At 68.4% G+C, this 14,380-nt stretch carries 14 protein-coding genes and 1 tRNA gene; 6 read left to right on the top strand and 9 right to left on the bottom strand.

The features are described 5' to 3' along the window. Positions 1 to 113 precede the first annotated feature (113 nt). The 4 genes from MSG_RS19940 (at position 114) to MSG_RS19925 (ending at position 5,099) form a co-directional block, all read left to right on the top strand. Positions 114 to 1,241, top strand: a complete 1,128-nt coding sequence (locus tag MSG_RS19940; protein WP_197705004.1) for a resuscitation-promoting factor — start codon at positions 114 to 116, stop codon at positions 1,239 to 1,241. After that, a complete protein-coding gene (rsmA, locus tag MSG_RS19935) occupies positions 1,205 to 2,158 on the top strand; it encodes a 16S rRNA (adenine(1518)-N(6)/adenine(1519)-N(6))-dimethyltransferase RsmA (RefSeq protein WP_096442308.1) in 954 nt (317 codons plus the stop codon). The genes MSG_RS19940 and rsmA overlap by 37 nt, the downstream gene beginning before the upstream one ends. Before the next feature lie 50 nt (positions 2,159 to 2,208). After that, positions 2,209 to 3,168 (top strand): 4-(cytidine 5'-diphospho)-2-C-methyl-D-erythritol kinase, encoded by a 960-nt coding sequence (locus tag MSG_RS19930; protein ID WP_181159249.1) that lies wholly within the window; start codon positions 2,209 to 2,211, stop codon positions 3,166 to 3,168. A gap of 296 nt (positions 3,169 to 3,464) precedes the next feature. Beyond that, positions 3,465 to 5,099, top strand: coding sequence for a fatty acyl-AMP ligase (locus MSG_RS19925; protein WP_096444689.1), 1,635 nt, complete (start codon positions 3,465 to 3,467; stop codon positions 5,097 to 5,099). On the opposite strand, the gene MSG_RS19920 is transcribed toward MSG_RS19925, so the two are convergent. Continuing rightward, the gene (locus MSG_RS19920) at positions 5,092 to 6,354 is read right to left on the bottom strand and encodes an amidohydrolase family protein (protein ID WP_096442305.1); all 1,263 of its coding nucleotides are present in this window, start codon (positions 6,352 to 6,354) and stop codon (positions 5,092 to 5,094) included. The two genes, MSG_RS19925 and MSG_RS19920, sit on opposite strands and share 8 nt — an antisense overlap. A gap of 25 nt (positions 6,355 to 6,379) precedes the next feature. On the opposite strand from MSG_RS19920, the gene MSG_RS19915 reads away from it, so the two are divergent. Further along, positions 6,380 to 7,255: an AraC family transcriptional regulator gene (locus MSG_RS19915; protein ID WP_096442304.1), complete on the top strand. Its 876-nt coding sequence runs from the start codon at positions 6,380 to 6,382 to the stop codon at positions 7,253 to 7,255. Here MSG_RS19915 and pth read toward each other — a convergent pair. The 8 genes from pth to MSG_RS19875 all read right to left on the bottom strand — a co-directional run bounded on the left by pth (position 7,220) and on the right by MSG_RS19875 (position 13,598). Then, positions 7,220 to 7,795 (bottom strand): aminoacyl-tRNA hydrolase, encoded by a 576-nt coding sequence (gene pth / locus MSG_RS19910; RefSeq protein ID WP_096442303.1) that lies wholly within the window; start codon positions 7,793 to 7,795, stop codon positions 7,220 to 7,222. The genes MSG_RS19915 and pth overlap by 36 nt on opposite strands. Before the next feature lie 12 nt (positions 7,796 to 7,807). Next, on the bottom strand, positions 7,808 to 8,464 hold the full coding sequence (locus MSG_RS19905) for a 50S ribosomal protein L25/general stress protein Ctc (protein WP_096442301.1): 657 nt from the start codon (positions 8,462 to 8,464) through the stop codon (positions 7,808 to 7,810). Positions 8,465 to 8,681: 217 nt separating this feature from the next. Then, the gene (locus MSG_RS19900) at positions 8,682 to 9,551 is read right to left on the bottom strand and encodes an oxidoreductase (protein ID WP_096442299.1); all 870 of its coding nucleotides are present in this window, start codon (positions 9,549 to 9,551) and stop codon (positions 8,682 to 8,684) included. Between the two features lie 298 nt (positions 9,552 to 9,849). Then, positions 9,850 to 10,446 carry an LpqN/LpqT family lipoprotein gene (locus tag MSG_RS19895; protein WP_096444688.1) on the bottom strand — a complete coding sequence of 199 codons (597 nt, stop codon included), beginning with the start codon at positions 10,444 to 10,446 and terminating at the stop codon, positions 9,850 to 9,852. A gap of 44 nt (positions 10,447 to 10,490) precedes the next feature. After that, the gene (gene arsC, locus MSG_RS19890; protein WP_096442297.1) at positions 10,491 to 10,847 is read right to left on the bottom strand and encodes an arsenate reductase (glutaredoxin); all 357 of its coding nucleotides are present in this window, start codon (positions 10,845 to 10,847) and stop codon (positions 10,491 to 10,493) included. Next, positions 10,848 to 11,828 (bottom strand): ribose-phosphate diphosphokinase, encoded by a 981-nt coding sequence (locus tag MSG_RS19885; RefSeq protein ID WP_096442295.1) that lies wholly within the window; start codon positions 11,826 to 11,828, stop codon positions 10,848 to 10,850. Positions 11,829 to 11,937: 109 nt separating this feature from the next. Further along, positions 11,938 to 13,425 (bottom strand): bifunctional UDP-N-acetylglucosamine diphosphorylase/glucosamine-1-phosphate N-acetyltransferase GlmU, encoded by a 1,488-nt coding sequence (glmU, locus tag MSG_RS19880; RefSeq protein WP_096442293.1) that lies wholly within the window; start codon positions 13,423 to 13,425, stop codon positions 11,938 to 11,940. Between the two features lie 101 nt (positions 13,426 to 13,526). Beyond that, a tRNA-Gln gene (locus MSG_RS19875) sits at positions 13,527 to 13,598 on the bottom strand. Between the two features lie 168 nt (positions 13,599 to 13,766). Between MSG_RS19875 and MSG_RS19870 the strand changes: the two genes are divergently transcribed. After that, positions 13,767 to 14,360 (top strand): TetR/AcrR family transcriptional regulator, encoded by a 594-nt coding sequence (locus tag MSG_RS19870; RefSeq protein ID WP_142404549.1) that lies wholly within the window; start codon positions 13,767 to 13,769, stop codon positions 14,358 to 14,360. Positions 14,361 to 14,380: the final 20 nt, after the last annotated feature.

Here is a 14,380-nt window from a genome sequence, read left to right as displayed (position 1 = left end):
GGAGTTGCCCACGCTTGACCGGTTCGTTACCGTCTTGTGATCGAATCGTTGGTTTATTGCATTGCTGCTGAACGGGTCGTTGAAGTGGTTACTGAGCGCGGAGTAAACGGGAATTGACTGTACTGAACAAGCTGCACCAGACCCCATCACCAATGTTGCGGCTCGTGGTATCCGGGCTGCTTGTGGTACTCGCTTTCGCCGGCGGCTTCGCCGTCTCGGTGTCCAAGAGCGTCACGCTGACCGTCGACGGCATCGCGATGCGTGTGACCACTATGAAGTCCCGGGTCATCGACATCGTCCAGGAGAACGGCTACGTCGTCGACGGCCGTGACGACTTGTACCCCGCGGGCGACGTGCAGGTCCACGATGCCGACAAGATCGTGCTGCGCCGCAGCCGGCCGCTGCAGATCTCGCTCGACGGCCAGGACACCAAGCAGGTGTGGACGACGGCCTCGACCGTGGACGAGGCGCTGGCCCAGCTCGCGATGACCGACACCGCCCCCGCGGCGGCCTCGCGCGGCAGCCGAGTGCCGCTGGCCGGCATGGCGCTGCCGGTCGTGAGCGCCAAGACGGTCCAGATCAACGACGGCGGCGCGGTGCGCACCGTGCACCTGCCGGCGCCCAATGTCGCCGGGCTGCTGAACGCCGCGGGCGTGCCGCTGCAGGAAAGTGACACGGTGGTGCCCAGCGCGACCTCGCCCATCGTCGACGGCATGCAGATCCAGGTGACGCGTAACCGCATCGAGCGAGTCACCGAACGAGTTCCGCTGCCGCCCAACGCCCGCCGGGTCGAGGATCCCGACATGAACATGAGCCGCCAAGTCGTCGAGGACGCCGGTGCCCCGGGCACCCAGGACGTGACCTACGCGGTCGCGCTGGTCAACGGCGTCGAGACGGGCCGCCTGCCCGTCGCCAACGTCGTGATCACGCCGGCCCGCGAATCGGTGGTCCGGGTGGGCACCAAACCCGGCACCGAGGTGCCCCCGGTCACCGACGGATCGATCTGGGACGCCATCGCGGGCTGCGAGGCCGGCGGGAACTGGGCGATCAACACCGGTAACGGCTACTACGGCGGCGTGCAGTTCGATCAGGGCACGTGGGAGCGTAACGGCGGGCTGCGGTTCGCTCCGCGCGCCGACCTTGCCAGCCGCGAGGAGCAGATCACCGTCGCCGAGGTGACCCGGGAGCGTCAGGGTTGGGGAGCGTGGCCAGTGTGCAGCGGAAGAGCTGGTGCGCGCTGACCGTCCGGCTCCTCGGGCGCACCGAGATCAGGCGGCTGGCCAAAGAACTTGATTTGCGGCCCCGAAAATCGCTCGGCCAGAACTTCGTTCACGACGCGAACACGGTGCGACGGGTGGTGGCTGCCTCCGGGGTCGGCCGCTGCGATCACGTTCTCGAGGTTGGTCCCGGTCTCGGGTCGCTGACGCTGGCGCTGCTCGACCGCGGCGCCACCGTCACCGCCGTCGAAATCGATCCGGTGCTGGCCGCGCGGCTGCCGCAGACCGTCGCCGAGCATGCTCCCGGCGCTGCCCACCGGCTGACGGTGTGCGAGCACGACGTCGTGACGCTGAGACGCCCCGATGTTCCCGCCGAGCCCACCGCCGTGGTCGCCAACCTGCCCTACAACGTCGCCGTCCCGGCGCTGCTGCACCTGCTGGCGGAATTCCCGTCCATTCGGGTCGTGACCGTGATGGTGCAGGCCGAGGTCGCCGAGCGGCTGGCCGCCGAGCCGGGCGGCAAGGAGTACGGCGTGCCCAGCGTCAAGGTGCGCTTCTTCGGGCGGGTGCGCCGGTGCGGCACGGTGTCACCGACGGTGTTCTGGCCGATTCCGCGCGTCTATTCCGGTCTGGTCCGCATCGACCGGTACGCGACATCACCGTGGCCGACCGACGAAGTGTTCCGCCGACAGGTCTTCGAACTGATCGACATCGCATTTGCCCAGCGCCGCAAGACTTCTCGCAACGCCTTCCTGCAGTGGGCGGGTTCGGGCAACGAGTCGGCGAGCCGGTTGCTGGCCGCCAGCATCGATCCGGCCCGCCGGGGCGAGACGCTGTCGATCGACGATTTCGTGCGCCTGCTGCAGCGCTGCCGGGAGCAGGGCGGCAGCGGCGCCCCGACCGGGCCGGGCTCCAGCGCCACCGCGGCCTCCGCGAACTGAGGACGGCGGCGGTGCGTGTCGTGCGCGCCGCGCAGCGATAGTCTGCTGCGGTGTCTGCGACTGAGGGCAACACGGCTGCGCAATGGGTGCCCACCGGGTCGGTCACGGTCCGGGTCCCCGGGAAGGTCAACCTCTATCTGGCCGTCGGCGATCGCCGTGAGGACGGCTATCACGAGCTGACCACGGTTTTCCACGCCGTTTCGCTGCTCGACGAGGTGACGGTGCGCAACGCCGACGTGCTGTCGCTCGAGCTGGTCGGCGAGGGCGCCGACCAGCTGCCGACCGACGAGCGCAACCTCGCCTGGAAAGCCGCCGAGTTGTTCGCCGAGCACGTGGGCCGGGCGCCGGACGTGTCGATCATGATCGACAAGTCGATTCCGGTGGCCGGCGGGATGGCGGGCGGCAGCGCCGACGCGGCGGCGGTGCTGGTGGCGATGAACTCGCTGTGGGAGCTCAACCTGCCCCGCCGCGATCTGCGTGCACTTGCCGCTCAGCTGGGCAGCGACGTGCCGTTCGCGTTGCACGGCGGCACCGCGCTGGGCACCGGCCGCGGCGAGGAGCTGGCAACCGTGTTGTCCCGCAACACCTTTCACTGGGTGTTGGCGTTCGCCGACAGTGGTCTGCTGACGCCGTCGGTGTTCGCCGAGCTGGACCGGCTCCGGGACGCCGGAGATCCGCCCCGGCTGGCCGAGCCCGGGCCGGTGCTGGCCGCCCTCGCCGCGGGCGACCCGGAGCAGCTGGCGCCGCTGCTGGGCAACGAATTGCAGGCCGCCGCGCTGAGCCTGGACCCGGCGCTGCGGCGTACCCTGCGCGCGGGTGTGGACGCCGGCGCGCTGGCGGGCGTGGTGTCCGGCTCCGGCCCGACGTGTGCCTTCCTGTGTCCGACGGAGGCGTCGGCGCTCGACGTCGGCACCCAGCTGTCCGGCGCGGATGTCTGCCGCACGGTGCGCGTCGCCACGGGTCCGGTGCCCGGCGCCCGCGTCGTCCCGGCGCCCATGACCCCGGCATGATCGGGTCCTGAACGGAGTGTGACGTCGGACTCAACACGCGCAAGAGTTTGGCAGTCACTTAAGAGGAGCTTAAGATATCTCGCGGTGACTATCGGTGTTGAGCAGCATGGGGATATGTCGTCCGCCCGGCGTCCCGGCGGACGGCCAGTCTGTGGGGGCCCCGTCGCCCGGCGGGCTTTGTTTCGAGACCTAATCGCTCCCCAACTGTGCTCGCGCGCCTGCTACACACCGCCGCCCAGCGGGCGGAACATGAGTTTTCTAGCCTTGGGGCAACCGCCGGAACCGAGGAGGGTTTGGTGAGCAGGTTTACCGACAAGATGTTCCACAACGCCCGCACCGCGACGACGGGCATGGTGACAGGTGAACCCCACGAGCCCGTCCGCCACACCTGGGGCGAGGTCCATGAGCGCGCGCGCCGCATCGCCGGCGGGTTGGCCGCCGCGGGCATCGGCCTCGGCGACGCCGTCGGCGTGCTGGCCGGCTTCCCGGTCGAGATCGCCCCGACGGCGCAGGGCCTGTGGATGCGCGGCGCCAGCCTGACGATGCTGCACCAGCCCACGCCGCGCACCGACCTTGCCGTGTGGGCCGAGGACACGATGACCGTCATCGGCATGATCGAGGCCAAGTCCGTCATCGTGTCCGAGCCCTTCCTGGCGGCCATCCCGGTCCTCGAGGAAAAGAACATCAAGGTCCTCACCGTCGCCGACCTGTTGGCGGCGGATCCGATCGACCCCATCGAGGTCGGCGAGGACGACCTGGCGCTGATGCAGCTGACGTCCGGCTCGACCGGTTCGCCCAAGGCCGTCCAGATCACGCACCGCAACATCCACTCCAACGCCGAGGCCATGTTCATCGGCGCCGAGTACGACATCAACAAAGACGTCATGGTCAGCTGGCTGCCCTGCTTCCACGACATGGGCATGGTCGGCTTCCTGACCATCCCGATGTACTTCGGCGCCGAGCTGGTCAAGGTCACGCCGATGGACTTCCTGCGGGACACCCTGCTGTGGGCCAAGCTCATCGACAAGTACCGGGGCACGATGACCGCGGCGCCCAACTTCGCCTATGCGCTGCTGGCCAAGCGGTTGCGCCGCCAGGCCAAGCCCGGTGACTTCGACCTGTCCACGCTGCGCTTCGCGCTGTCGGGCGCCGAGCCCGTCGAACCCGCCGACGTCGAGGATCTGCTGGACGCGGGCAAGCCGTTCGGCCTGCGGCCCTCGGCGATCCTGCCGGCCTACGGCATGGCGGAAACCACGCTGGCCGTGTCCTTTTCGGAGTGCAACGCCGGTTTGGTCGTCGACGAGGTCGACGCCGATCTGCTGGCCGCGCTGCGCCGGGCCGTGCCGGCCAACAAGGGCAACACCCGCCGGCTGGCCACGCTCGGCCCGCTGCTCAAGGACCTGGAGGCCCGCATCATCGACGACGACGGCACCGTGCTGCCGCCGCGGGCCGTCGGTGTGATCGAGCTGCGCGGCGAGTCGCTGACGCCGGGCTACCTCACGATGGGTGGCTTCCTGCCGGCCCAGGACGAGCACGGCTGGTACGACACCGGCGACCTCGGCTACCTGACCGAGGAGGGCCACATCGTGGTGTGCGGCCGGGTCAAGGACGTCATCATCATGGCCGGCCGCAACATCTACCCGACCGACATCGAGCGGGCCGCCGGCCGCGTCAAGGGCGTGCGGCCCGGCTGCGCCGTCGCCGTCCGGCTCGACGCGGGGCACTCGCGGGAGACCTTCGCCGTCGCCGTCGAGTCGAACGCCTTCGAGGATCCCGCCGAGGTGCGCCGCATCGAGCACCAGGTGGCACACGAGGTCGTCAGCGAGGTCGATGTCCGTCCGCGCAACGTCGTCGTGCTCGGCCCGGGAACCATCCCGAAGACACCGTCGGGCAAGCTGCGCCGGGCGAACTCCGTCACCCTGGTTACGTAGTAGCCAGCTGCTTCTGTTCGTAGCGCCGCGCCCACTCCTTGCGGGGGCGGATCGACACGTCGACGTCGGCTCCCTTGGCCCGCAGCGCCTTGACGTTCGCCTGCTCGCGCGGGATGCGGGCGAACGGATCCCAGGTGAAGAAGTTGCAGGCGTTGCGCCAGGTGATCTTGTCGATATCCGCGTCGTCGGCGCCCGCCGCGTTCAGCTCGGCCAGCACCTGCTCGGGGGCGTCGGGCCAGAAGCAGTCGGAGTGCGGGTAGTCGCATTCCCAGGCGATGATGTCGATGCCGATCTCGTGCCGCAGTTTGAGCGAGGTCTTGTCGGTGACGTAGCAGGCCAGCGAGTGCTCGCGGAACACGTCGGACGGTAGTTGAGAGCCGAAGTCACGGCGCAGCCACTTCTGGTTGGTGTAGTGGCGGTCGCTGCGATCGAGGTAGAACGGGATCCAGCCGATGCCACCCTCGGAGAAGGCGAACTTCAGGTCGGGGTAGTTGCGCATCGCCGGGCCCCACAGCAGGTCTTGCGCGCACATCGCCGAGACCTGGGTGGCCAGGATGATCAGGTTGTCGATCGGCGCGTCGGGAGCCATGCTGATCGCCCCGAACCCGGTGCCGATGTGCAGGCACATCACCACGTTCTGTTCGGACAGCGTCCGGAAGACGGGGCCCCAGTAATCGTCGTCGTGGTAACTGGGCAGGCCTTCGAGGTGGGGCAGTTCGGGCATGGTGACCGCGCGACAGCCCTTGGCGGCGACGCGGCGGATCTCCGCGCACATTCCCTCGGGGGTCCAGGTCGGCAGGATCGCGATCGGGATGAACCGATCCGGGTAGCTGCCGGCCCACTCGTCGATGTGCCAGTCGTTGTAGGCCGACACCATCACCAGGGTGACGTCCTCGCGCGTCATGTTGAGGTGGCGGGCCGAAAAGCCGGTGAATGTCGGGAAGCACATCGACGCCAGGATGCCGTTGCGGTTCATGTCGCGGACGCGTTCGTGGACGTCGTAGACGCCCGGGCGCATCTCGGCGAAGCCGGCGGGGTCGCGGCCCCACTCCTCGGCCGGCCAGGACACCACCGCGTTGAGGCCGCTGACGCCCTGCGGCCTGCCCTGATACATCCACTGGTCGACGCCGTGCGCGTCGGTGACGACGATCGGCGCCTCGTCCTTGTATCTGGCGGGTACGTGGCGCAGGAACATGTCCGGCGGCTCCACGACGTGGTCGTCGATGCTCACCAGGATCAGGTCGTCGGTATCCATGCTTCAACTTGTACCCTGGACACTCGTGACCGTCTCCGCATCTTCGGCCAGAAATTTGTCTGGATCGGCCAGCGTGGGCAACATCGGCCGGGTCGAACTGCGTCGCGGTGGGCGGGCGCGCGGCGGCAGCTATCTCTACGAGGGAGATCGGCTGGCGCGCCTTGTTACAGGCTGGCACTCGCACGATCTGCACCAGATCCAGTACGCGCTCGGCGGCGTGGTCGAGGTCGAGACCGCCGCCGCCCACTACTTGCTGCCGCCGCAGCAGGCCGCCTGGATCCCGGTCGGGCTGGAACATCAGGCCACGATGACGCCCGCCGTGCGCAGCGTCGCCGTGATGTTCGATCCCGCGCTGCTTCCGGACGTCGATATTCAGGACAGCCGGGCGCGCATCCTGGCCGTGTCGCCGCTGATCCGCCAGATGATGATCTACGCGCTGCGCTGGCCGATCGGCCGGGCCGAAAGTGACCCGGTCTCCGATGGTTTCTTCCAAACGCTCGGCCACCTGGTTGTCGAAGCTCTAGATCACGAGGCGCCGCTGAGCCTGCCGACGTCGACCAATCCGATCGTGTCCGCCGCGATGACCTACACCAAGGCACACCTGGCGTCGGTGACCGCAGCGGAGGTCAGTCGCGCCGTCGCGGTGTCGGAGCGCACGTTGCGTCGCCAGTTCGACGAGGCAATCGGAATATCTTGGCGCACCTATCTTCTGCATGCGCGCATGCTGCGGGCGATGGCCCTGCTGGCCGCCCCCGGCCAATCGGTGCAGCAGGCCGCCACCGCGGTCGGCTTCGACAGCCTGAGCGCGTTCACCCGAGCGTTCACCCAGTTCTGCGGCGAGACGCCGTCGACCTACCGCAAGCGCCTACCAGGTGTGGACCCGGTTCTGCGCGGGTTCTAAGCCCAGCTCGATGAGCAATTCGGTGGCGTCGGCGGCCTGTTCGCAGATCGTCGGGATTTCCGCGCGCTCGGCGGCGCTGAAGTTCTCCAGCACGAAGGCCGCGGGGTCTTTACGTCCCGGCGGCCGGCCGATCCCGATGCGCACCCGCTGAAAGTCCTTGGTGCTCAACGCGGCTGCCACCGAGCGCAGACCGTTGTGGCCGCCTTCGCCGCCGCCGATCTTGAGCCGGACGCGACCGAACTCGAGGTCGAGGTCGTCATGGATGACGATCACGTCGGCGGGTGCGACGGAGTAGAACTTGGCCAGCGGCCCGATCTGGCGGCCGGACTCGTTCATGTAGCAGCGCGGCTTGGCCAACACCACCGAATGTCCGGCCAGCCTGCCGCTGGCGATCTCGGCACCGGAACGCTTGTGCGCCTTGAATTTTGAACCCAGCCGGCCGGCAAGCAGATCGGCCACCATGAACCCGACATTGTGCCGGGTGCGGGCGTAGTTGTCTCCGGGGTTGCCCAGGCCGACCACCAAAAGGGGTTCGGCCACGTCGCGAGCCGTCTACTCGGACGCGGCGGCTTCGGCTTCGCCGCCCTCTTCGCCGGCCGTTTCCGCCTCCGGTGCCTCGCCCTCGGTGCCGGCGCCCTCTTCCTCGAGGTCCTGCGCGGTCGGGGCGTTCACCACGTTGACCACCAGCAACTCGGGGTCGGAGATCAGGTTGACGCCCGCGGGCAGCGGGATCTGGCCGGCGGTGAACTGGGTTCCCGGCTCGGCGCCCTCGACGGACAAGGTCAGGTGCTCCGGGATCGACAGCGCCTCGGCCTCGATCTCGATCGTGGAGGCGTCCTGGGTGACCAGGGTGTCGGGTCCGGCCTCGCCCTCGACCACGACGTTGACCTCGACGACGACTTTCTCGCCGCGACGCACGATCACCAGGTCGGCATGCTGGATGGTGCGGCGGATCGGGTGAATGTCGAGTGCCTTGGTCAGGGCCAGCTGCTCCTTGCCGGCGATGTCCAGCGTCAGCACGGCGTTGGTGCCGGAGTGCCGCAACACGGCCGCGTAGTCGTGTGCCGGCAATTCCAGGTGCTGGGGGTCGGCGCCGTGACCGTAGAGGACGGCCGGAACCTTGCCCTCGCGGCGGGCGCGCCGGGACGCGCCTTTACCGGTCTCGGTTCGCACCCCGACCTTGAGTTGATTGACTGCCGGCTTGGCCATCGTGTCGCTCCTGTGCTGGTAGTTCGTGGCACGGCCAGGATCGCGACAATGTGTCGGTCTCCGTCGATAACGGTGTCGGCTGATCCGCCGGCCACCCTCGCCGTGACGCCCGGCCAGGTTAGCGCATCGGAGCTGCGCAGCGGAAATCGCGCGTTTGGTGCACGTCGGCGTTGCCAGCCGGGTCTCCCGAGCGGGAGCCGGTGCTGCGGACGTGACGCTAGAGCGGAAATGTGGTCTTGGTGAGCTGCTCGGAGAGCTGCCAGAGCGCGGTCGCGGTGGCCGCGTCGTGGGCCGCCTTGCTGCGGCCGACGGCCTGGGTACGGCCGAAGCTCCCGAAGCGCGGGCCGACGAAGGTGTCGCCCGGGATGTCCCGGGAGGCCGCGTACAGGGTTTGCCGGGCGCCGAAGTCGGCATTGGTCGCGAACACGCTGGTGGCGGCCGACATCAGCGTGTCGCTGAGCTGCCGGCCGGTGGCCCCCTGCAGGTTGGTGTGTGAGTAGCCGGGGTGGGCCGCGACCGCGCGCAGCGGCGACCCCGCCGCCTGCAGGCGGCGCTGCAGTTCGCTGGTGAACAGCAGGTTGGCCAGCTTGGACTGGGCGTAGGCCAGCCACGGCCGGTATCGCCGTTTCTTCCAGTTGAGGTCATCAAGGCTGATGCGGCCGGCCCAATGCGCCATCGACGACACGGTCACCACGCGGTCGGCGAGCTTGGGCAGCAGCAGATTGGTCAGCACGAAATGCCCGAGGTGGTTGGTGCCGATCTGGCTCTCGAAGCCGTCGATCGTCTCCGCGTAGGTCACGCCCATGACGCCGGCGTTGTTGATCAGGATGTCCGCCCTGTCGACCCCATCGGCGAATTCGCGGACCGACGACAGGTTCTGCAGGTCGAGCTCGCGCACCTCGACCTGGCCGCGCATGTTCCGCGCGGCCAGGTGGCCCTTCTGGGTGTTGCGGACGGCCATGATGATGGTGGCGCCCGTGGCCGCGAGCTCGCGGGCCGTGATCTCGCCCAGCCCGCTGTTGGCGCCGGTGATGATCACGGTGCGCCCGGCGAACGACGGCAGCTGCGCGGCGGTCCAGTCAGTCATGGCCCCAGTGTGCTCCACTACCCGGGGTCGAACTCCAGTGGCACACGCACGGGCCCGGCACGCGGCTGCCGGCGTCACAAGCTATCTGGCCCGCCAGACGACCTCGAGGTTGTCTTCCGGAACGGGGACCAATGCGTAGGTCACGCCCCCGGCATCCGCGAAGTCCACCAGGCATGCGTGCGGCACTCACTGGACCTGTAGGTCGTTCACTACCGCGCCTTGCACTCCTGCGGGGAGGTCGTGCTCAGGTATGGACCGGTCTCAGCCGGACGACATCCGAATCGCGGGGCCGCATCAGTTACTTTGCGGCGACGACGAACCCGCGGATGATCATGTCCACATCGCTCGCCTGCGCGGCCGCCTGGCTGGCCAGGCTGGTGATGGTCAGCTGCACGAAGTAGCGCTGCTTGCCGGGCGGCGACCCGGTGGGCAGCACGATCCGGTTCCAGCTGTGCAACCGCGTGCCCTCATCGCTGTCGTAGCTGCCCTGGATCATCGATGACGGAAACCCGTTGTAGGGCGCCAGCGAGGCGTCCAATTGCTTGAAGTTCCCGAACAATTGGGCATCGTCGTTGCCGCGCTTGATGACCTGCGCCGGGTCGAAGTCTCCGTTGAGCGCGAACACCACCAGGCGCGCGGTCGGGTACTTCTTGTCCTTGGCCAGTATCACCGTCTGCGGTGCGACGTGGGGATCGGTGAACGGCGCCCAGCCAGGCGGGGTCGGTATGGACACCGTCAGATCGGGCAGATCGCCCGGTGCCACCTGCTTTCCGGTCACGCCGATGCTGTCCAGATACTGCGACAGCGGGACGGGTTTGTCCGTTGTCGTCGTGGGCGACGAACTCGTCGTCCAAACCGAGGTGTAGTCAGGAGCTTTGGGCCCGCAGGCTACCATCGACGCCAGCAGCGCGGCCGTCGCGACGGCGGTCGCGACGGGTCTCACAGAATCTCGCGGACCGCGTCGATCGGCCGGGCCAGGCGGGTGCCCTTGGGCGTAACGACGAACGGACGCTCGATCAGGATGGGATGCTCGGCCATCGCGTCAAGGAGCGCGTCATCGCTGGCGTCGGCGAGATCGAGCTCGGTGTACAGCGCCTCACGCTTGCGCACCGCGGTCCGCACGTCGATGCCCGCGTCGCGGACCATGATCACCAGCTCGTCACGCGACGGCGGCGTCTTCAGGTATTGCACCACGGTCGGTTCTAAACCGTTGTCCCGCAACAACTCCAGCGTCTTGCGGGAGGTACTGCACTTGGGGTTGTGGTAGATGACGACGTCACCGGAACCAGAAACCATCTACGCGTCCCCGTCGAAAAGCCCGGTGACTGAGCCGTTTTCGAAAACCGCACGAATGGTGCTGGCCAGTAGCGGCGCGATTGACAACACCGTGAGTTGGGGGAAGCGCTTCTCGTCGCCGATCGGCAGCGTGTTGGTGACGATCACCTCGCGGGCGCCGCATGCGGCCAGCCGCTCGGCGGCCGGGTCGGACAGCACGCCGTGGGTCGCGGCGATGATCACGTCCCTGGCGCCATCCTCGCGCAGTAGGTTCACCGCGCCGGCGATGGTGCCACCGGTGTCGATCATGTCGTCGATCAGCACGCAGGTGCGGCCCTCGACCTCGCCGACGACGCGGTTGGACACCACCTGGTTGGGCACCTTCGGGTCGCGGGTCTTGTGGATGAAGGCCAGCGGAACACCGCCCAGCGAGTCGGCCCACTTCTCGGCGATGCGCACGCGGCCCGAGTCGGGGGAGACCACGACCATGTTGCCGTCCGGATAGTTGTCCTTGATATAGGTGGTCAGCAGGGTCTGTCCGCGCATGTGGTCGACGGGGCCGTCGAAGAAGCCCTGGATCTGATCGGTGTGCAGGTCGACGGTCACGATCCGGTCGGCGCCCGCGGTCTTGAGCAGGTCGGCGACCAGGCGCGCCGAGATGGGCTCGCGGCCGCGATGCTTCTTGTCCTGACGGGCATACGGGTAGAACGGCATCACCGCCGTGATCCGCTTGGCGCTACCCCGCTTCAGCGCGTCGATCATGATCAGCTGTTCCATCAGCCAGTTGTTCACCGGCATCGGGGCCGACTGCAGGACGAAGGCGTCGCAGCCGCGCACCGATTCGTGGAACCGTACGAAGATCTCGCCGTTGGCGAATTCCCGCGCCGTCTGCGCGGTGACGTGCACGTCGAGCTCTTTGGCTACCTGTTCGGCTAGCTCGGGGTGTGCCCGCCCAGAGAACAGCATCAGATTTTTTCGATTGTCGGACCAGTCGTGGCTCACCGTGCTGCCCTCGCCGTATCGGGGTCGAGAATGAAAATTGAGATGCCCATCGTACGTAGCGAATGGTACGGAAGTATCGGCGGGTTTCCAGACAGCGAACTCACGGTGTCTATTCGGATCGCGCCGTCGGGGCCTGCTGGGTGGCCCGCTCGGCGGCCTTTTCGGCCGCCTCGGCCGCGGCGCTGCCCGGCCGCTTGCGCTGCACCCAGTCCTCGATATTGCGTTGCGGGCCCGCCGATACCGCCAACGCGCCCGGCGGCACGTCGTCGCGCAGCACGGTGCCCGCACCCGTGTAGGCGCCGTCGCCGACCGTGACCGGCGCGACGAACATCGTGTCCGACCCGGTGCGCACGTGCGAGCCGATGGTGGTGCGGCGCTTGGTGACGCCGTCGTAGTTGACGAACACGCTGGACGCGCCGATGTTGCTGTGCTCGCCGATGTCGGCGTCGCCGACGTAGGTCAGGTGCGGCACCTTGGTGCCGGTGCCGATGGTGGAGTTCTTGACTTCGACGAACGTGCCGAGCTTGCCGTCGGCGCCCAGCTCGGTTCCGGGCCTCAGGTAGGTGTACGGGCCGACCGTGGCGCCGCTGCCGATCGAGGAGGCCTCGCCGTGCGTGCGGACCACGGACGCGCGGTCGCTGACGACTACGTCGGTCAGGGTGCTGTCCGGGCCGACCACGCAGTGCCCGCCGATCCGGGTGCGGCCGAGCAGCTGGGTGCCCGGGTGGATGACGGTGTCGCGGCCGATCGTCACCTCGACGTCGATCCAGGTGCTGGCCGGATCGATCACGGTGACCCCGGCCAGCTGGTGGGCGGCGACGATGCGGCGGTTGAGCTCGGCGCCGACCTGAGCCAGCTGGACGCGGTTGTTCACCCCGGCCACCAGCGCGCTGTCGTGGACGTGGCGGGCGTGCACGGCCAGGCTGTCGCCGCGCAGGATGCCGACGACGTCGGTGAGGTACAGCTCCTGCTGGGCGTTGTTCGAACTCAGCTGGCTCAGCGCCGAGCGCAGGGCGGCGACGTCGAATGCGTAGACGCCGGCGTTGACCTCGCGGATCCCGCGCTGCTCGGGCGTCGCGTCGGCGTGCTCGACGATCGCCAGCACCTGGCCTTGCTGGGGGCCGTCCGCGGACCGCACGATGCGGCCGTAGCCGGCCGGATCGTCGAGCGTGGTGGTCAGCACCGTCGCGGCCGCCGCCGCGGCGGTGTGCGTCGCGAGCAGGTCGGCCAGGGTGTCGGAGTCCAGCAGCGGGGTGTCGCCCGAGGTGACGATGACGGTGCCGGCGTAGTCGTCCGGCAGCGCGCCCAGGCCGCACAGTGTCGCGTGGCCGGTGCCGCGCGGCCGGTCCTGCAGCGCCACCACGATCGGGCGACCGAGGTCGTCGACGAGCTGGCCGATGACCGGCGTGATCTGCTCGTGGGCGTGGCCGAGCACGACGATCAGCTGCTGCGGGGCCACCTTGTTGACCGCGTGCAGCGAGTGGGCCAACATGCTGCGCCCGGCGATGGTGTGCAGGACCTTCGGGGTGTCCGACCGCATCCGGGTGCCGGGCCCGGCAGCGAGAACCAGGACCGCGGTGTCACCACGAGACGACATCAACTCTCCTCTTGCCATGTCCCAGATTAGGCGGGCGGCAGACGCGCCGGCACGTGGTCAAGAGTGTCATTTCACGTGGGGTAGGGGCAAAAACCTGAAAGCTCCGTCGCCAGGACTCGAACCTGAACTATCTGAACCAAAATCAGAGGTGCTGCCGATTACACCACGACGGACTGCCTACCCGGCGGGTTGCGGCGGATCACCGACCGCGCCAACAAGACTTTAGACGGTCAGGAACGCGGCTGGCGGGCCAGGGAATGTCGGGCAACTTCACCTGCTCAAACCGATACGCTGAATGCGTGGCAGCCCCGGAGAAAGAGGTGCGCCCACCGCGCGCGCGGATGACGGGCAGCGAGCGCCGGCACCAGCTGATCGGCATCGCGCGCTCGCTGTTCGCCGAACGTGGCTACGACGGCACCTCCATCGAGGAGATCGCTCAGCGGGCCAACGTGTCCAAGCCCGTCGTCTACGAGCATTTCGGCGGCAAGGAGGGCCTGTACGCCGTGGTCGTCGACCGCGAGATGTCGGCGCTGCTGGACGGGATCACCTCGTCGCTGACCAACAACCGATCCCGGGTGCGCGTTGAGCGGGTCGCCCTGGCGCTGCTCACCTACGTCGAAGAGCGCACCGACGGCTTCCGGATCATGATCCGCGACTCGCCGGCCTCGATCAGCTCCGGCACCTATTCCAGCCTGCTCAATGACGCCGTCAACCAGGTCGCCTCCATCCTGGCCGGCGATTTCGCCCGCCGCGGCCTGGACCCGGACCTGGCGCCGCTGTACGCGCAGGCGCTGGTGGGTTCGGTGTCGATGACGGCGCAGTGGTGGCTGGACACCCGGGAGCCGAAGAAAGAGGTGGTCGCCGCCCACCTGGTCAACCTGATGTGGAACGGCCTGACCCACCTGGAAGCAGATCCGCGGTTGCAGGACGAATAGCGCGGGCTCCCGCGACAGCG

It is taken from the genome of Mycobacterium shigaense (assembly GCF_002356315.1).
Lineage (GTDB): Bacteria > Actinomycetota > Actinomycetes > Mycobacteriales > Mycobacteriaceae > Mycobacterium > Mycobacterium shigaense.
This window is presented reverse-complemented; position numbering and strand designations above follow the sequence as displayed.